This window comes from Novacetimonas maltaceti (assembly GCF_002906255.1).
Taxonomy (GTDB): domain Bacteria; phylum Pseudomonadota; class Alphaproteobacteria; order Acetobacterales; family Acetobacteraceae; genus Novacetimonas; species Novacetimonas maltaceti.
The window spans coordinates 29,221-46,594 of sequence record NZ_POTC01000002.1 but is presented as its reverse complement, the minus strand read 5'-3'; the positions used below and the strand labels follow the sequence as shown (position 1 = coordinate 46,594).

General features: G+C 65.9%; 15 protein-coding genes. 10 read left to right on the top strand and 5 right to left on the bottom strand.

The genetic code is table 11. The annotated features are described in order from the left end of the window. Window positions 1-25 precede the first annotated feature (25 nt). Window positions 26-2,803 (bottom strand): DUF4175 domain-containing protein, encoded by a 2,778-nt coding sequence (locus KMAL_RS01340; RefSeq protein ID WP_110093967.1) that lies wholly within the window; start codon window positions 2,801-2,803, stop codon window positions 26-28. Beyond that, a complete protein-coding gene (lysA, locus tag KMAL_RS01335) occupies window positions 2,800-4,158 on the bottom strand; it encodes a diaminopimelate decarboxylase (RefSeq protein ID WP_110093966.1) in 1,359 nt (452 codons plus the stop codon). Before lysA ends, KMAL_RS01340 begins: the two co-directional genes overlap by 4 nt. A gap of 100 nt (window positions 4,159-4,258) precedes the next feature. Here lysA and KMAL_RS01330 point away from each other — a divergent pair, with 100 nt between their 5' ends. After that, entirely contained in the window at window positions 4,259-4,681 is a 423-nt protein-coding gene (locus KMAL_RS01330) for a cytidine deaminase (protein WP_110093965.1), read from the top strand. Between the two features lie 110 nt (window positions 4,682-4,791). Here KMAL_RS01330 and KMAL_RS01325 read toward each other — a convergent pair whose 3' ends face one another. Then, on the bottom strand, window positions 4,792-4,971 hold the full coding sequence (locus KMAL_RS01325; RefSeq protein WP_110093964.1) for a hypothetical protein: 180 nt from the start codon (window positions 4,969-4,971) through the stop codon (window positions 4,792-4,794). Further along, on the bottom strand, window positions 4,968-6,404 hold the full coding sequence (gene argH / locus KMAL_RS01320; RefSeq protein WP_110093963.1) for an argininosuccinate lyase: 1,437 nt from the start codon (window positions 6,402-6,404) through the stop codon (window positions 4,968-4,970). Before argH ends, KMAL_RS01325 begins: the two co-directional genes overlap by 4 nt. A 231-nt stretch (window positions 6,405-6,635) precedes the next feature. Between argH and KMAL_RS01315 the strand changes: the two genes are divergently transcribed. The 9 genes from KMAL_RS01315 to KMAL_RS01275 all read left to right on the top strand — a co-directional run bounded on the left by KMAL_RS01315 (window position 6,636) and on the right by KMAL_RS01275 (window position 15,644). Then, window positions 6,636-7,433: an N-formylglutamate amidohydrolase gene (locus tag KMAL_RS01315; protein WP_110093962.1), complete on the top strand. Its 798-nt coding sequence runs from the start codon at window positions 6,636-6,638 to the stop codon at window positions 7,431-7,433. Continuing rightward, window positions 7,430-8,341 carry a shikimate dehydrogenase gene (locus KMAL_RS01310; protein WP_110094063.1) on the top strand — a complete coding sequence of 304 codons (912 nt, stop codon included), beginning with the start codon at window positions 7,430-7,432 and terminating at the stop codon, window positions 8,339-8,341. Before KMAL_RS01315 ends, KMAL_RS01310 begins: the two co-directional genes overlap by 4 nt. A 44-nt stretch (window positions 8,342-8,385) precedes the next feature. Then, window positions 8,386-8,994 (top strand): dephospho-CoA kinase, encoded by a 609-nt coding sequence (gene coaE, locus KMAL_RS01305; RefSeq protein WP_110094062.1) that lies wholly within the window; start codon window positions 8,386-8,388, stop codon window positions 8,992-8,994. Next, entirely contained in the window at window positions 8,991-9,674 is a 684-nt protein-coding gene (gene dnaQ, locus KMAL_RS01300; protein WP_110093961.1) for a DNA polymerase III subunit epsilon, read from the top strand. Before coaE ends, dnaQ begins: the two co-directional genes overlap by 4 nt. Window positions 9,675-9,825: 151 nt before the next feature. Further along, complete coding sequence (locus KMAL_RS01295; protein WP_110093960.1) at window positions 9,826-12,171, top strand: adenylate/guanylate cyclase domain-containing protein; 2,346 nt, start codon at window positions 9,826-9,828, stop codon at window positions 12,169-12,171. Beyond that, on the top strand, window positions 12,168-13,082 hold the full coding sequence (locus KMAL_RS01290; RefSeq protein ID WP_110093959.1) for an MlaE family ABC transporter permease: 915 nt from the start codon (window positions 12,168-12,170) through the stop codon (window positions 13,080-13,082). Before KMAL_RS01295 ends, KMAL_RS01290 begins: the two co-directional genes overlap by 4 nt. 2 nt (window positions 13,083-13,084) lie before the next feature. Next, window positions 13,085-13,780 (top strand): P-loop NTPase family protein, encoded by a 696-nt coding sequence (locus KMAL_RS01285; RefSeq protein WP_110093958.1) that lies wholly within the window; start codon window positions 13,085-13,087, stop codon window positions 13,778-13,780. After that, window positions 13,780-14,736: an MlaD family protein gene (locus KMAL_RS01280; protein WP_110093957.1), complete on the top strand. Its 957-nt coding sequence runs from the start codon at window positions 13,780-13,782 to the stop codon at window positions 14,734-14,736. Before KMAL_RS01285 ends, KMAL_RS01280 begins: the two co-directional genes overlap by 1 nt. Window positions 14,737-14,750: 14 nt before the next feature. Next, on the top strand, window positions 14,751-15,644 hold the full coding sequence (locus KMAL_RS01275; RefSeq protein ID WP_239019885.1) for a hypothetical protein: 894 nt from the start codon (window positions 14,751-14,753) through the stop codon (window positions 15,642-15,644). Between the two features lie 117 nt (window positions 15,645-15,761). Here the strand turns inward: KMAL_RS01275 and KMAL_RS01270 are convergent, their stop codons facing one another. Beyond that, complete coding sequence (locus KMAL_RS01270; protein ID WP_110093956.1) at window positions 15,762-17,225, bottom strand: SulP family inorganic anion transporter; 1,464 nt, start codon at window positions 17,223-17,225, stop codon at window positions 15,762-15,764. Between the last annotated feature and the right edge of the window lie 149 nt (window positions 17,226-17,374).

Here is a 17,374-nt window from a genome sequence, read left to right as displayed (position 1 = left end):
AAACCTTTATCCGACAAAAACCGGATCAGAATGACTGTAGCAGCCGGTCGAGATACTGCAGTTCTTCTGGCGGCCGGGTGCGGTCGGAATCGCGGCGGCGCAGTTCCTGCTCGATTTCCCGTGCGCGTTCGCGGGCAGCCTTGTCAGGTACATGGGTGTCGCTGTCCATGCCTGCATTGCCGTCGCCGGTCTTGCGTCCCAACGGGTCACGCGGTTCCTTGCTGGCGTTGTCGGGCGTTTCTTCCTCGTCCGGCTGTCCCGGTTTCGATCCGCCGGATCCCTTGCTTCCGGCCAGTGACGGCAGGAAGATCGTCATGCCCTTGCCCGACCCCTTGGCGGCCTGACGCATCTGCTGGCCGCCTTTCTGCAGGTCGGCCAGGACTTTCCGCTCCGCCGTGGCGGCATCGGGGTCCTTGCCCGCCGTCAGGGCGGTGCGCACGGCCTTCATGTCCGACAATGCCTGCTTCAGCGCCGGGACGTCCTTGCCGCTCAGGGTCTTGAACTCCTTCTGCAGTTCATGCAGCGCGCGGGCCAGCGCATGCTGTGTCGCACGGTCGGCATGCTGCTGTTCCTCATGCGCCTCCGGCGTCTGGCTCTCGGCGGTGGGGGGCTGTTTTTCCGGGGCGGCCTGCTGTCCCGGCGGGGTCAGGCCCAGTCGCCGCAGAAGTTCCGGCGTGGACATGTTCGACAGGTCTTCGCCATCATTCATGCTGTCCATGTCGGTCTGGCGTGCCGCCGCGCTGGCCGCGTCCTGTTCGATCCGCTGCTGCGTATGGTCAAGCAGGGCGGACTGCTGGTGGATCATGTCACGCAGGGCGGCCTGCTGTTCGCGCATGTCCTGCTGCGCCTGGTACTGGCGCGCGGCCTGCATGATGTCCTGCGGCGTCGCATTGCGCATCTGCCCGGCCATGTCCTCCATCTGGTGGAGTTTCTCCAGCGCGTCGGCGGAACGCCCGTTGGCGGCATCGTCCTGCAACTGCTGCATCATGCGCGACAGGTTCTGCTCCCCCGTCTGTGACATCTCCGGCATGGCGGGGATGGCGGAATGGTCGCGCATCGCCTGTTCCATCAGGGCCTGCATCTTGCGCTGGATCGCATCCTTCAGCGCCTGCACGCGGCGTTGCAGTTCGGCCTGCGCCTGTGCCGAATGGGTGGGCCTGCCGTCAGGTTCGCGCATATGCTCGATCTGCGCGTCGAGGGCTTCCTCGGCCATCTGGATGTCGAAATCGGCCTGGCTGTTCGCGATGTCGTCGTGGCGGTCATGCTCGACATCCAGCGCCAGGTACCACAACCGCCCGACCGCCTGCTCGATGGCCTGCGCGGTGTCCACTTCATGCAGGCTGAGCAGGTAGGACACGCTGCTCAGGGCGATCATCAGGCTGGGGCTGTGGGTCATCGGCGCGGAGGTCATGCCCAGGCCGTGCAGTTCCTCACCCGCGGTGAAGCGGCTTTCACGCCCAAGGGCAAGGCGCTTGCGGATATCGAGCAGCGCCTTGGCCATCGGGTTATGGAAGACCCGCGCGCCAAGGCGGAAATGCACCGGGGCGGAGGTGGCGCTCGTGCCGCTGTCGCTGGTCGCGACAAGTGTTGCGATGACATCCTCCCCCGCCCATGGGTCGGATGACAGGTCAGGGGTGGCCACGGCCTCTGCCGAATGGGGATGCCCGTTCAGCGGGATCGGAACCGACAGCACGCGCGCATGGGCCGCGTGTTCGTCACCCGGCAGCCGCATTTCCACCCGCAGTGAGGCAATGCCATAGGGCTGCGAGACCCTGTAGGGCAGGCGCGTGCGCCATTCCCCGTCCTTCGCGCCGGGGTCCGGCCCCCATGTGACGAGGGGGACGGGATTGGGCGTCACCTTCAGGTCCCACTGGCTCAGCAGTCGCCCACGCCCGCGCAGGCTCAGCGCGCCATCCGCCAGCAGCGGGGCCTCCACGGACCAGTTGGCGGAATCCAGTGCATGGAAGTCATGAGGGCCGATGCTTTCACCCTTCGTGGCGGCGTGCGCGCGCAGGACCGGTGTGCCATGCAGTCCCGTCACGGTCACGCTGAGCACCGCGCCCGCCGGGACGGTGGCCGTGCCCTTGCGATCATCAAGGAAGACCGGCGCCCCGGGGGCATAGGAAGGCATGGTGATCCACGCATGGATCTGTGGTCGTGGCGTATCCGCGTCATCCGTCCCGGGGATGAACGCCGCCCCGATCCGTCCGGGGGCGGATGGCCCGGCCCAGACCAGTCCGACCGCCAGAAGCGGGGCCAGTGCCAGCGTCGCCCATGATGCCTCGCGCCCCACGGGCCACAGGCGCGGCCAGCCCGCCTTCAGCCGTCCGATCCGCGCGCCGGTGCGTTGCAGGTGGATCCGCCACAGTGCTTCCGCCGCGCGGGCGCCGGCCGGATCGGCAGAGGTCTGCGCAGGGGTGTCGAGCAGCGTCTGCAACGGCCGGTCGGGCAGGTCCGATGCCTGTTCGATACGCCGGTCAAGCGTGGCGTCATCCGGCGCCTGCCCCCGGCGATAGCGGCGGATGGCCCAGCCTGCGCATCCCGCGCCCAGTGCCAGCAGGAATGCGGCATGCACGCCATCGGGCAGGCGCTGCGGGATGCGCAGCAGGCCCAGAAGGGCGACGCCGCCGGCCACGTCCGCGATGGGCAGCATGATGGGCCACAGGCGTTCGACCCACAGGACGCGCCGCGCCCGCGCCCGCGCCCGTGCAAGGCGCGTGGGGAAGGAGGACACGTCCGCCGCCACCGCCGGGGAGGTCCCGCGTGTTGGGGGGACGGCCGGAATGTCGCCCGCCTGCGTCATTCTGCTCCGGCGGGACGGGTCAGGGTCTCGGGGATGATATCGCACTCCCACAGGGTTTCGATCTTCTGGCGCGCGCGGATCACGTCCCAGCGGGCCCCGTCAACCAGTACCTGGGCTGCCATGGCGCGCGCGTTGTAGGTCGAACTCATGACCATGCCGTACGCGCCGGTATCAAGCAGCGCCACGCGCGCGCCGTCATGCAGGCGCGGCAGGGTGCGGTCATGGCCGAACGTGTCGCCACTTTCGCACACGGGGCCTACGACATGCACCTGCTCCGCAGGGGCCACCGCATCGCGGGCCGAGAGCGGGATGATGCCGTGCCACGCGTCATACAGGCTGGGCCGTGCAAGGTCGTTCATCGCCGCGTCCAGCACGATGAAGGGCGGCATCCCGTCATAGCCGCGCTTGCGCAGGACAACGGTGCTGAGCAGCAGCCCCGCTGGCCCCGCCAGCCAGCGTCCCGGCTCGATCTCCAGCCGGGTGCCGAGGTCGCCGAGTTCCGTGCGGATGGCATGGGCCAGCGCTTCCGGCGCGCCTTCGGTTTCATGGCGGTAGGAAATGCCAAGCCCGCCGCCGCAGTCGATGACCTCCACGCCCAGGCCCCGCGCGCGGATGGCGCGGACAAGTTCGGCCACGCGGGCATAGGCCGCGCGATAGGGCTGCATGCGTTCGATCTGGCTGCCGATATGCACCGCGATCCCCGCCGCATGGATGCCCGGCAGGCTGGCGGCGCGGGCATACAGGTCCACCGCGCGGTCATAGGGGATGCCGAATTTGTTGCCCGCAAGGCCGGTCGTGATCTTGGCGTGGGTTCCGGCATCGACATCGGGATTGATGCGCAGGGCCACCGGGGCGGTGCGCCCGCACGCCACGGCGGCGGCTGACAGCAGCTCCAGCTCCTCGGCGCTTTCGACATTGATCCGCGCGATGCCGTGATGCAGCGCCAGTTCCATTTCCGCGCGCGTCTTGCCAACGCCGGAGAAGACGATTTCGTTCGCCGGGATGCCGGCGGCCATGGCGCGGCGCAGTTCGCCGCCGCTGACGACATCGGCCCCCGCACCCTGCGCGCGCAGGATCTTCAGCACCGCGAGGTGGTCGTTGGCCTTCACCGCAAAATGGATGTCCACATCCAGCCCCGCATCGCGCATCGCCCGGTCCAGCCGGTGGTAGCGCGTGCGCAGCGTCCGTGCGCCCATCACCCAGGTGGGCGTGCCCAGCGCATCCGCGATCGCATTGAGGGGGACATCTTCGAACACCAGCCCGTCGATGGCATGCATCGAAAGGGCAGGGCGCGCGGCCAGCAGGTCCTGTACTGTCGGGTCCTGCCCCGGATGAGTGGAAAATGTATCAGCCATCGCGACAGGATACCGGTTCGCCCGGCACCTTCCAAGGTGCTTGTGACGTAATTCATGGTGGTGCAGGTCACGATGGGGATGACAGAAAGGAAAAGGCACCATGGAACATCACGACCCGCTGGCACCATGCGACGATCGGCGGCTGATAGAGGCGGCGCTTCACGTGCGGGGCAATGCCCATGCCCCCTATTCCGGATTTGCGGTGGGGGCCGCGGTGGAGGACGGTGATGGCCGCATCTTTGCGGGCTGCAACGTGGAAAATGCCGCCTATCCCGAGGGCACCTGTGCGGAGGCCGGGGCCATCGCCGCGATGGTGGCGGCGGGCGGGCGGTCGCTGCGCCGCGTGGTGGTGTGTGGCGGCGGCGCGCAGCCCTGTTTCCCCTGTGGGGGATGCCGCCAGAAAATCCGCGAATTCGCGGCTGTTTCCGTGGTGGTCGACATGGTCGATCCGCAGGGGAACATCCTTGCGCGGCGTACCCTGGGCGACCTGCTGCCTGACGGGTTCGGGCCGGAGAACCTGTAGGCGGCTGGTTTCATGAAGGTGAGGGGTTCCGGAACGCCGCCTTTTTCTGGGCGGCGTTCCTTGACGCTTTTGGGGAAAAGGCTTCACCCCGAAACGGCTTTGGCGGCCCCTTAACGGTCAGGCGCGGGGTAGCTGCGGTTATAGGTGAAGTCCGAACGCGGCCCCGGCGGCTGGGGCGAGCCGATTCGCCCGCAGGCGCTCAGCATGCCGCCCGCAAGCGAAAGCCCGATGAGGCAGGTCAGGGCCCATGCAATGCGCCCCCGGCGCTGTTGTGCGTGCCTGGTGTTCATGCCTTGTGTGCTCCCTTTTCCGCCGCCAGCGCCTTCTGCCAGCGCCGGGCCTGCGCGCGCACGTTGTCCGGTGCCGTGCCGCCCAGACTGGTGCGTGAGGCCAGTGATGCCTCCACCGTCAGGACATCGAAGATGTCGGCGGTGATGCCCGCCTCCTCGGCCTGCATTTCCTCCAGCGTCAGTTGCGACAGGTCCACGCCGCGCGCCTCCGCCTTGCCGACAAGACGGCCGGTGACATGGTGGGCGGTGCGGAACGGCAGCTTCAGGACGCGCACCAGCCAGTCGGCAAGGTCGGTCGCGGTGGAGAAGCCCGACCCCGCGCAGGCGCGCATCTGCTCTTCATTGACGCTGAGGTCGCGGACCATGCCGTCCATCGCCGCCAGCGACAGGGCGGCGGCATCGGTCGCGGCAAAGACCGGTTCCTTGTCTTCCTGCATGTCCTTGGCATAGGCCAGCGGCAGCCCCTTCATCACCGTCAGCAGCCCGACCAGCGCGCCGGTGATGCGCCCGCCCTTTGCACGGATCAGTTCGGCAGCATCCGGGTTGCGCTTCTGCGGCATGATGGACGACCCGGTGGTGAAGGCGTCCGACAGGCGGATGAAGGAGAAGGGGGCCGAGCACCAGATGACGATTTCTTCCGCCAGGCGCGACAGGTGCATCGCCATGATCGACAGGGCGGAGAGATATTCCAGCGCAAAGTCGCGATCCGACACGGAATCGAGCGAATTGGCCGTCGGGCGGTCGAAGCCCAGCGCGTGGGCCGTCATTTCACGGTCGATGGGAAAGGACGTGCCCGCCAGCGCCGCCGAGCCGAGCGGGGATTCGTTGAGCCGGCGCCGCGCATCCGAAAGCCGCCCGCGATCGCGGCCCAGCATTTCGACATAGGCCATCAGGTGGTGGCCGAACGTCACGGGCTGCGCGGTCTGCAGGTGGGTGAAGCCGGGCATGGGGGTCGCGGCATGTTCCAGCGCGCGCGCACACAGCGTCTCCAGCAGGGCGGCGACCTGCGTATCAAGCCCGTCGATGGCGTCGCGCACCCACAGGCGGAAATCGGTCGCCACCTGGTCATTGCGCGACCGTGCGGTGTGCAGGCGCTTGCCGGCCTCGCCAATGCGTTCGGACAGGCGGGCCTCGATATTCATGTGGATATCTTCGAGGGCGGTGCTGAAGTCGAAGGTGCCGGCTTCGATCTCGGCGGCGATTTCATTCAGGCCCTTGCGGATCTGCGCCTCGTCCCCGGCGGTGATGATGCCGGTTTTCGCCAGCATCGCCGCATGCGCCAGCGACCCCGCGATGTCCTGCCGCCACAGCGCCCTGTCAAAGCCGATGGAGGCATTGATGTCCTGCATGATGGCCGCAGGCCCCCCGGCGAAGCGGCCGCCCCACTGGGCGTTCGCCTGATGCGTGTTGGTGTTCTTTTCATTTGCAGACATGTCGTCGTGCCCCAGCCATCTGTACGGACCCTTCGGATGCCGCGCCCCGGCGCGACCGACGCACCCTAATGACGGGGGGCGGCGCGTGCAATCGCATCGCGGCGCGCCATCATGACGCAGAAGTGGGTCGGGACATCAGAACAGAATTCCCCGCGCCCCTTTCGTTCGGGCGTCGTGGCCGGTAGGGTCTGCCAAAATGCAAGATCACGGACAGGAGTTGTCGGGACCGCCATGAACATGACGCGCCTTCTGGGCGACGAAGATCCGTCGCCGGTGGTTGAATTTGGCCCCTCCGCCACGCAGCCGGGTGAACACGGGGCCGATTCGCCGTTCCTGTTCGTCAGCGATCACGCCGGCCGCGCCATGCCCGCCAGGCTGGGTGACCTTGGCGTGGCGGATGAGGACCGGGCGCGCCACATCGCCTGGGACATCGGCATTGCCGGGATGGGCAGGGCGCTGGCCGGGCAACTGGACAGCCTGCTGATCGAGCAGGCCTATTCCCGGCTGGTGATCGACTGCAACCGCGCGCCGGGGCATCCGACCTCCATCGTGCGCGAAAGCGACGGCACGCAGGTGCCGGGCAACCATGACCTGTCGGTCGAGGATGAAGGCGCGCGGGTGGAGGAAATCTTCCATCCCTACCACAACCGGATCGCGACCGAACTGTCGGCGCGCAGCGCCGCGGGCCTGCCGGTGGTCGTTGTGGCGCTGCACAGCTTCACGCCGCAGATGAACGGCGTCAGCCGCCCGTGGCATGCCGGGGTCCTGCATAACCGCAACCCTGCCTTCGGCCTGCGGGTGCGCGATTTCCTGGCCCGTGAGGAAGGGCTCGTGATCGGCAATAACGAACCCTATGCCCTGACCGATGTCAGTGACTACACCATCCCCACCCATGCCGAGGGGCGTGGCCTTGCCTATCTGGAACTGGAGGTGCGCCAGGACCTGATCGCGACGGAGGAAGGGCAGCGTGAATGGGCGCGGCGCCTGGCGCGGATACTGCCGCAGGCATGGGAAGGGATGGGGGCATGACGACGCAGGCAGGCGGCCTGGCGCTTCCCGCGCCACGCAGGATCGGCGGGCATACGGCGCTGGCGGGGGTCATCGGCTGGCCCGTGGCGCATTCGCGCTCGCCGCTGATGCACAATTTCTGGCTGGCGCAGTACGGGATCGACGGCGCCTATGTGCCCCTGCCGGTCCGCCCCGGTGCGTTTGACGTCGCGGTGCGGGGACTGCAGGCGGCGGGTTTCCGCGGGAGCAACGTCACGATCCCGCACAAGGAAGCGGCCTTTCGCATCGTTGACCGTCTGGACCGTTCGGCGCGGCGTTCCGGTTCGGTCAACACGCTGGTGTTCGCGCCCGATGGCACGATCGAGGGGTTTTCGACCGACGGTGACGGCTTTGTCGCCAATGTGGAGGCGCATGGCGTCAAGGTGAAGGGCGGGCGTGCACTGCTGCTTGGGGCGGGCGGGGCGGCCCGTGCCATCGCGGCAAGCCTGCTGGATCGTGGGGTCGCGGTGGGCATCGCCAACCGCACGGCGCAACGGGCTCATGAACTTGCCGATGCCATGCGCGCGGATGCGGACGCCGGCACGATGGTCGATGTCGTCCCCTGGGACGGGTTGGCGGCGGTGCTGCCGGGGTGTGACATGCTGGTCAACACGACCTCGCTGGGGATGCACGGCGGCCCGGCGGGTGAGTTGCCGGTCGACCTTGCGCTGGCACCTTCCACGCTGGTGGTGTGCGACATCGTCTATGTGCCGCGCCAGACCGCCTTGCTGCGTGATGCGGCGGCGCGTGGCCTGCGGTGCGTGGACGGACTGGGCATGCTGATCCATCAGGCGCGGCTGGGATTTCGCAAATGGTTCGGCACCGACCCGGTCATCGGGCCGGAGGTCGAGGCGCTGCTGGATGCCGACCTGCGGGGTAAGGAACGCTGAGGCGGGCGGACGGCATGCGCGGGCATCGGCGGCGCAGGGGCGGCATGGCCGTCGTGGGGCTGACCGGTGGCATCGGGATGGGCAAGACCACGGTGGGCGCGATGTTGCGCAGGCTGGGCGCGCGGATATTCGATGCCGATGCCGTCGTGCATCGCCTGCAGGGGCCCGGTGGCCGCGCGCTGCCCGCCATTGGCCGGCTTGTGCCCGGCGCGGTGCGCGATGGTGTGCTGGATCGCGCGGCCCTGCGGCGCGCGGTGGTGGCCGATCCCGCCCTGTTCGGGAAGCTTGAGGGTATCATCCATCCGATGGTGCTGGAGGAATGCCATGCGTTCCTGCGCGCCGCGCGCCGCGCGCGCTGCCCGATCGTGGTGCTCGACATCCCGCTGCTGTACGAGGCAGGGATGGATGCGTTATGTGACCGGGTGATCGCCGTCAGTGCGCCGGGCGGGGTGCAGCGCCACCGGGTGCTGGCGCGCGGGCATATGGACCGCGCGCAGGTGGAGGCCATCATCGCGCGGCAGATGGATGACCGGCAGCGCCGCGCGCGCGCCGATCATGTCATCCGCACGGGGCTGTCGCGGGCGCTGGCATGGCGGCAGGTCCGCGCGGTCGTGGCGTCGCTGCGCCACGCAGAAGAAAGGGGCAGCACATGAAGCGTTCCATCCTGTTCGATACCGAAACCACCGGGCTTGACCCGCTGAGTGGTGACCGCGTGATCGAGATCGCGGCCCTCGAACTGATTGGCGACCTGCCGAGTGGGCGCAGTTTCCGGGTCCTGATCGACCCCGAACGCGACGTGCCGGAGGAGGCGTCGCGCGTGCACGGCTTTACCCGCGCGGATCTGGAGGGGCAGCCGAAATTCGCGGACATCGCACCGGAATTCCTTGAATTCATCGGCGATGACGAACTGATCGCCCATAACGCGGCGTTCGATTTCGGCTTCCTCAATGCCGAACTCCGGCGCGCGGGACTGCCGGAACTGGCGATGTCGCGCATGGTCGATACGTTGCAGATCGCGCGCGCGCGTTTTCCGGGGATGCCCAACAGCCTCGATGCGCTGTGCCGCCGCTTTTCCATCGACCTGTCGGCGCGCACGACCCATAACGCCCTGCTCGACTGCAAACTGCTGGCCGAGGTCTATATCGAACTCTGCGGCGGCAGGCAGCGCGGCCTCGGCCTGTCGGTGGAGGAAGGGGGCGGTGCCCCCGTCGCGACCTATGACTATGTCCGCCCGGCCGGCCATGTCGCGGTGCGGGTCACCCCGGATGCCGCGGAACTTGCGGCGCATGAAAAATTCGTGGACGCTCTGTCAGAGCCATTGTGGCACGCCTGAAACGGTTTTTCGCCGAATATGTGAGGCTGCGGGGCTTTGCGTTGTCCCCTTGTCATCGCTTTCATGCGCTGTGGGTGTGGCCGTATGCGCCCGCATGATCTAGGATCACGCAAGCGTAGCGTCAGGTTATTGTAAAGACAGGAAGAGAGCAGTGTCCCCGGACGAGATTGTCGATCCCTCGGTTGCCCCTTCCGACCAGTTCAGGCGTTTCGTGACCCATGTGGGGATTCCCGTTGCCGGGGTCCTGCTGGTTATTGCCGTGATCGCCGGTGTCGGCTGGCATTCGTACCGCACGGTGCGCAATGGCGCCCTGAGCCTGACCCACAGCCTGCTGCTGAGCCAGCAGGAATATGTCAGCAACGAAGTCAACAACTTCCTTGCCCCCGCATCCGCCGGGGCCGTGATCGCGCGTGATATGCTCCAGCGTGGCAATCCCACGGTGGAGGACAAGATCTTCTACGGCTACAGCGGCAGCATGCTGCGCAACGTGCCGCAGATCCAGTCCTACTACCTTGCCGACAGCGACGGCAATTTCAGCCTCGTGCAGCGCGGGCCCGACAACAAGGGGCTGGAGCAGATCACCCTGAAGGACAAGGGCACGCCCAACGCCACGTTCGTCCATCATATCTTCGATGACAGCGGCAAGCTGATCAGCGAGCAGACGACCAAGGCCAACGACTACGACCCGCGCCTGCATGTCTGGTACCAGCAGGCCGTCAAGGCCGGGAAGATGGTCTGGACTCCGCCCTACATCGTCGAGGTCACCAAGCAGATGGCGATTTCGGCGGGCATGCCCTACACGACGGCAACCGGCAAGACCTATGTCTATGCCATCAACATGTCGCTCAGCCACCTGACGGATTTCCTTGACGCGCTGAAGATCGGGCGCAGCGGGCATGGCATCCTGCTGGACCAGTCGGGCCATGTTCTGGCCGGGCACAAGATGCACGAGATCGAGGTCGCCGCCCATGGCGATCCGGCGAAGATGCTGCTTGACCCGGTGCATTACCCGGTCATGTCCAAGGCATTCGATGAGTTCCGCGTCCACAGCTATGGCACGCGCACCATCCGCAGCAATGGCCAGAATTACATCGCCATGCTGTCGCCGGTGCCGCTGGCGTCGCAGAACTGGGTGCTGATGCTCGTCGCGCCCGAAAGTGATTTCGCACAGTTCGCAAAGGCCGACGGGCGGCAGAACCTGTTCTTCGCCTTCCTCGTCGTCATCATGTCCTCCATCCTCGCGGTGCTGCTGTTCCGGCAGGGGCGCAAGACGGAGCATGTGCAGCATGACCTCGAACGTTTCCGTGCGATCTCCAGTTACGAAAGCCATTCGCTGCAGACGGTCGCATCCTATCCCGAACTGTTCAATCCGGCGGACGATGCACTGATCCTGACGGAAAGCCTGGTTGACCTGTCGCAGGCGCGGCGTGCGGGGATATGGCGCATCCTGCATGATGGCGCGACGCTGATGTGCATCGATTCGTACGATCGCCAGCAGGACGCCCATTCCGGTGGGTTCGAACTGTCCACCAGCGAACTCAAGGCATTCTTCGACGCCGTTTCCCACGGGGATTCGCTGCTGGTCGCCGATGCGTCCAAGGACGAGCGTACGGCCAACTTCTATCGCCTTTACATGCGTTCGATGGGCAGCCACAGCCTGTTCCTTGGTCCGATCCTCGGGGCGAATGGCCCGGTGGGCGTCATCACCCTGGAGGACGCACCGCAGGCGCAACTGGTCACGCATTTCGTGGACATGATCGCGGGCATCGCCGCGACCCGCTTCTCCGCCCAGCATTATACGGCGATCGAGGCGGCGCGCGCCGAACTTGCGGATAACGAGAAGGTGCAGGAAGAAGCCCCCGACGCCAGCCAGGGATTCCTGGTGCCGCCGGGGTCGCTCAAGGTCGATGGCGCCTATCCGCTGGATGTCGATCCCTCCAAGCTCGAGGGGTTCTACCCCGCCGTGGCGATCATGGTCATCAGCCTGTCTGACATGGTGATGACGGCCCAGAACGACCCGTCGGAGAACCTGAAGCTGATTGATGCGATGGCGCAGCAGTTGCAGGACATCGCCCGCCATTACGGCCTGTATTCGATCCGCATGCTGGGCCACCGTCTGGTCTGTGTGGCGGGATGTTCCAAGACCCCGGACAAGAGTGCGCCGCAGAGGATGGCCAACGCCGCGCTGTCGATGCGTGAAGTGACGATGTCGATGCTCGCGAAGGCGGACCTTGACCCGGTCTTCCGCATCGGCATCGATGTCGGGCCGGTCTTTGGTGGCCTGCTGGGGCAGGAACCGCGGGTGTTCAACCTGTGGGGCGATGCAATGGGCATGGCCGAACTGATGGCGCAGGGCGCGCCGGATGCGGGCACGATCCAGGTGACGGAGGAGATGTATCTCAGCCTGCGCCAGTCGTTCCTGTTCCGTGAGCGTGGGCGTTTCTTCGTGCCGGGGATGGGCCTGACACGGACCTACGTGCTGGCCGGACGGCGATGACCCCGAACGATCCCACATCCCCTGACGCCCCGGCAGGCGCCGCCACAACCCCCGCCCCAAATCCGGCGGCGGCGACGACTGACGTGCCTGCCGCGCCGCCGCCGCCGCTTGTGCGCCTGCTGTTGCGGGTTGCGCCATGGCTTGCGGCGATCGGGCGCTTCGTCCGGCATCAGGTGCGCTTTACCCTCATGCTGGTCGGGGCGGGATGGGGGACCATCCGCGAAAGCATGCGGCCCAATTCATGGCGCCGCCCGGTCATCTTCGAATTCCGCCATTGCCTGCGGCAGGTCGTCAGCGGGGGCCTGATCAGCACTGTCGTGACCGCCACGCTGGCCGGACTGATGGTGGTGTCGCAGGCGGCGTACTGGCTTGGCTTCGCCGGCATGGCGCAGATGACGGGGTCGATCCTCGTCTCCGTCCTGGTGCGTGAAATCACCCCCATCCTTGTGGGCATCATCCTGCTGGGACGCAGCGGCATGCTGTCGCTGACGGAAATCGGGCTGATGGTGCTCAATGGGGAAGTCCGCACCATGCAGGCACGTGGGCTTGACCCGTTCCTGACGCTGGTGATGCCGCGTGCCTTCGCGTTTACGCTGGGCGGGTTCGCGCTGGGGATGATCTTTGCGCTGGTCTCCCTGCTGATGGGATTTTTCGTGGCCCATTCGACGGGGGCGATCAATTCCTCGGTCTGGACGTTCTTCTTCAACGTGCTGACGGCGATGACGACGTGGGACTATCTGGTCATCCCGCTCAAATTCCTCCTCGTCGGGTTCTTTGTCGGGCTGGGGGCGTGCATTTCCGGCCTGACCATCAGCAACAATGATACGATCGCGACATTGATGCCGCGTGGTTTCGCCCGTGGCATCATGCTCATCATGGTGGTCAACATCCTGTTCATGCTGGATTTCTGACAATGGTGGCAAACGCACCCCTTCTGGAAATGCGCCAGGTCGTTCCCTCGTTCGAGGAAACGGGCCTGATGCCCGCGCCCTATGACTTCCGGCTGATGCCCGGGGACTGCGCGGTGATAGACTGTCGTGATTCCGGGCGCGCCGCGATGTTCGCGGACCTGTGTTCGGGCATGATCACCCTGTCGCAGGGGACGTGCCGGTTCATGGGGCTGGACTGGAGCACGCTGGCCGACCGACAGCTCAACGCGCTGCGGGGGCGCATCGGGCGCATCCCGCGCGCGGGTGGGTGGATCAACATGCTGGGCACCCACCTGAACATCATGATGCAGCAGCTTTACCACACCAAGGGCGAGTTCGAGAATGTGGTGGCTGAGGCCACGACCCTGGGGGAACAGTTCGGTTTCCCCGGCCTGCCGATCAGCACGCCCGACCACCTGTCCACCGCCGACCTGGCGCGTGCGGCATGCGTGCGGGCCTTCATGGGGCGGCCTGACCTGCTTGTTCTGGAGGATATATCCGATATGCTGCCAGCAGAAATGGTACTTCCGTTTCTCGAGACCCTGACCGCGGCGCGCGACCGGGGGTGCGGCGTGGTCTGGCTTGCGCGGCATGCATCGTCATGGAGTGTCTATCGCAAGGCGGTGAACATTCACATGCGCCTTCTTGATGAAGGCCTTTTCCCCATGCGGGTGATATAATGGCACAGAAACAACAATCCTATGGAATCCGTCAGCTTATCCGTGTCCGTTATGCGGATGAATGGGTTGGTGTTCTTGTCCTTTTCTCGCTGCTGATCCTGTTTGGCGCGGTGCTGGAGGCCGGTGTCCTGCGCAACTGGCTGACGCCGGCGGGACGGTTGCGGATTGTCCTGCCTGAAAATGGGGTGGGTGGCCTGTCGGTTGGCGACAATCTGGAGGTCATGGGCATCCATGCGGGCACGATCCGCCGGGTGCGCATCAACCCGGCGGGCGGCATGTACGCGATTGCCGAAATCGACCCCGATGTCGAACCCTATATCCGCCGTGACAGCACGGCCGTGATCCGGCGGCAGTTCGTGGTCGCGGGGGCAAGCTATATCGATATCTCCCGCGGGAAGGGCGAAAAGATGGACTGGAGCTATGCCGTCCTGAACGCGACGAACGCCCCCAACCCGGCGGATACGATCACCCAGACCTTTGCCGATATCCGCGCGCGCATCATGCCGGTGCTCGACAACGCGCAGCACATGATGGCGACGATGGATGCGACCATCACGGACATGCATGCGGGCAAGGGGTCGATTGGCCGCCTGATGACCAACGACGAACTGATCCGCCAGGCGGAGGCGACGATCACGACGCTGAACGCCACGATTTCCCAACTCACCCCGATCGAGGGACAGTTGGCCACCGTGATGAAGAAAGCCGACGCCAGCATGGCCAATGTGCAGAAGGCAACGGGCGACCTGCGCGACGCATCGCCTCAGTTGCCGGCTATTACCAAGAACCTCAACGATGCCAGCCAGCAGCTGCCGGTGCTTCTGGTGCAGGCGCAGTCGACGGCCCACAGCCTGCAGCAGCTTGTCGACCAGATGCGCGGCCTGTGGATACTTGGCGGCCACGGCACGCCCACGCAGAAACATGGCCGGCTGTCGCCGCGGAAGGTGCAGCCATGATGCGCGCGACCTGTATGGCTTCTGCCGCCATGGTGCTCCTGCTGGCCGGTTGCGGTGGATCGGGCAAGGTTCCGGCCCCGACCGACAGCACCCTGTCGCAGGATATGGATACCGGGCGTGACGCGGTGGACCTTGGCCGCCTGTCGGTGGCGGAAGGGCAGTACCGCGCGGCGGGTGTCCGGGCGCTGGCGCGTGACGATGTCACCGCCATCGGGGATGCGGGCTACAACCTTGCCGTCGTGCAGCTTGATGAAAACCGGGCGCAGGATGCGCTGTCCACCGTGGCCTCCACCCGCGCGGCGCTGTCGGTGCGTGGGGCGCAGTCCGATGATACGGGCCTTGACCTTGTGCAGGCCGGTGCACTCTACCGGCTTGGGCGTCTTGACGAGGCCGCGGGCAGTGCGTCTTCAGCCGCACGTTCGTCCGATCCCGCGATCGTGGAGAAAGCGCAGCTCCTGTCCGGCGTGATTGCCGATGCCCGTGGGGACAGGACGACACTGGACAGTGTCGCGACCTATTTCGCGCAGCTGCCGAAGACATCGGCATGGTCGTGGCTGGCCGATGCGCAGGAAATCGTGGCGCGCAGGCTGCTGGTTGATGGCGGGGACGCGCAGACGGCCTATCAGGATGCGATGCAGGCGGTGTCGGCACGGCAGACGCATGTGGAATATCGTGACATGGCGCGTGGCCTGAGTGTTGCCGCGCGCGCGGCGGGGCAGGCGGGCAATGCGTCGCAGGCGTCGGACCTGTACATGCGCGCCAGCCAGAGCGCGCAGAAGGAAGGCGACACGCAGAATGCCGATGCGTGGCGCAAGCTTGCCGGGACCACCAACATGCCCGACCCGTTCGCGGACAGCACGGCCCAGAGCAGCACGGCCACCACAGGCAAGACCGTCGCGAAAAAATAAAGCGCGGGTTTTAAAAGTTTTTGGTGAAGCTTTTTTAAAGCTTCCGAAGAGGCCGCCTTTTGCGATCAAAAGGCGGCACCCAAAAACTTTTACTCGTTATCGGCGGGGGCTTCCCGCTCAGGTCGGGGCGACATCCAGGCTGGAATGACGGTTGACCAGCGTGGCGCTTGCCTCGTTCAGTCCGATGACCTCCACCGTCATGCCGTTCTGGCGCATCTTCGTGACGATGTTTTCCAGTGCGCCGACTGCCGTAATATCCCAGAAATGCGCCTGCCGCAGGTCGATATGGATGGTGCGTGCGCTGTCACGCACGTCAAAGGCATCGGTGAAGCTGTCGGCGGAGGCAAAGAAGACCTGCCCCGTGACGACATAGGTGCGTACTTCCCCGCTGGGGTCACAGATGCTGGTGATGTCGAGCATCTTTGACACCTGGAAGGCAAAGAACACACCATTGAGCAGCACGCCCGCGACCACACCCGCCGCAAGGTCATGGGTGGTGACGACCACCGCGACCGTCAGCAGCATGACCGTGCTCGACAGGCGGGGATGATGGACAAGGTCACGCAGCGACGACCATGAAAATGTGCTGGCGGAGACCATGATCATGATGGCCACCAGTGCGGCAACCGGCACCTGCGCCACCCACGGGCGCAGCGCCACCATCAGCAGCAGCAGGAACGCCCCGGCCACGAAGGTCGAAAGCCGCCCCCGCCCGCCATAGCGCAGGTTGCCCACCGTCTGCCCGATCATGCCGCATCCCGCGATGCCCCCGAACAGGCCCACCGCGATGTTGGCGATGCCCAGCCCGGAACACTCCATGCGCTTGTTGCTGTGGGTTTCGGTGATGTCATCGACGACGCTGGCGGTCATCATGGATTCTAGCACGCCCACCGTCGCCATGGCGAGGGCATAGGGCGCGATGATCCCGAGGGTGGCGCCGGTGAACGGCACGTCAGGCCAGACAAGGTGCGGCAGGCTGTCGGGCAACCGCCCGAGGTCGGCCACGGTATGCAGCGGCATGGGGATGGCGGCCGCAACGGCGCTGAGCACCACGATGCAGATGAGGGGGGAAGGAATGGCGGTAAAGAATTTCGGCACGCCATAGATGATGACCAGCCCCAGCGCGATCATGGCGTAGGTATGCCACGACACATGCAGCATATGCGGCACCTGCGCGGAAAAGATCAGGATCGCCAGCGCGTTGACGAATCCCGTGCGCACGGAGCGCGAGACATAGCGCATCAGCACATGCAGTCGCAGCAGGCCGAAGACCACCTGGAACAGGCCCGCCAGCAATGTCGCCGCCAGCAGGTACTGCACGCCATGCCCCCGCACCAGTGCCGCAGCCACCAGCGCGACGGACCCGGCGGCACCGGAAATCATGCCCGGCCGCCCACCGGTAAAGGCGATGACCACGCTGATGACGAAGGAGGCATACAGCCCCACCTCCGGATCGACGCCCGCGACAAAGGAAAAGGCGATCACTTCGGGGATCAGCGCGAAAGTGCCCACCATCCCGGCAAGGATGTCGCGCCGTATGTTGCCAAACCATTCGTCGCGATAGCGTGTCAGTCCATTCATCCGTTCATTTCCGTTATGGTCCACGGGAAAAGGGGAACACATGCCCCAACAGGGCATGCGGACTTCCCGAAACCGGGGGAAGTCCCCGTGGTCCTGTTGGGATCGCGACCGGCAGGTCGCGCAAAAGAGTCGTCAAAATCCGCCAGACA

What these genes read in the sequence shown, in the direction of transcription:
- dnaQ (WP_110093961.1), top strand. Translation starts at nt 8,991, where the DNA reads ATGAAGCGTTCCATCCTGTTCGATACCGAAACCACCGGGCTTGACCCG.
- KMAL_RS01330 (WP_110093965.1), top strand. Translation starts at nt 4,259, where the DNA reads ATGGAACATCACGACCCGCTGGCACCATGCGACGATCGGCGGCTGATA.
- KMAL_RS01275 (WP_239019885.1), top strand. Translation starts at nt 14,751, where the DNA reads ATGGCTTCTGCCGCCATGGTGCTCCTGCTGGCCGGTTGCGGTGGATCG.
- KMAL_RS01325 (WP_110093964.1), bottom strand. Translation starts at nt 4,971, where the DNA reads ATGAACACCAGGCACGCACAACAGCGCCGGGGGCGCATTGCATGGGCC.
- KMAL_RS01270 (WP_110093956.1), bottom strand. Translation starts at nt 17,225, where the DNA reads ATGAATGGACTGACACGCTATCGCGACGAATGGTTTGGCAACATACGG.
- KMAL_RS01340 (WP_110093967.1), bottom strand. Translation starts at nt 2,803, where the DNA reads ATGACGCAGGCGGGCGACATTCCGGCCGTCCCCCCAACACGCGGGACC.
- lysA (WP_110093966.1), bottom strand. Translation starts at nt 4,158, where the DNA reads ATGGCTGATACATTTTCCACTCATCCGGGGCAGGACCCGACAGTACAG.
- coaE (WP_110094062.1), top strand. Translation starts at nt 8,386, where the DNA reads ATGGCCGTCGTGGGGCTGACCGGTGGCATCGGGATGGGCAAGACCACG.
- KMAL_RS01285 (WP_110093958.1), top strand. Translation starts at nt 13,085, where the DNA reads ATGGTGGCAAACGCACCCCTTCTGGAAATGCGCCAGGTCGTTCCCTCG.
- argH (WP_110093963.1), bottom strand. Translation starts at nt 6,404, where the DNA reads ATGTCTGCAAATGAAAAGAACACCAACACGCATCAGGCGAACGCCCAG.
- KMAL_RS01280 (WP_110093957.1), top strand. Translation starts at nt 13,780, where the DNA reads ATGGCACAGAAACAACAATCCTATGGAATCCGTCAGCTTATCCGTGTC.
- KMAL_RS01310 (WP_110094063.1), top strand. Translation starts at nt 7,430, where the DNA reads ATGACGACGCAGGCAGGCGGCCTGGCGCTTCCCGCGCCACGCAGGATC.
- KMAL_RS01315 (WP_110093962.1), top strand. Translation starts at nt 6,636, where the DNA reads ATGAACATGACGCGCCTTCTGGGCGACGAAGATCCGTCGCCGGTGGTT.
- KMAL_RS01290 (WP_110093959.1), top strand. Translation starts at nt 12,168, where the DNA reads ATGACCCCGAACGATCCCACATCCCCTGACGCCCCGGCAGGCGCCGCC.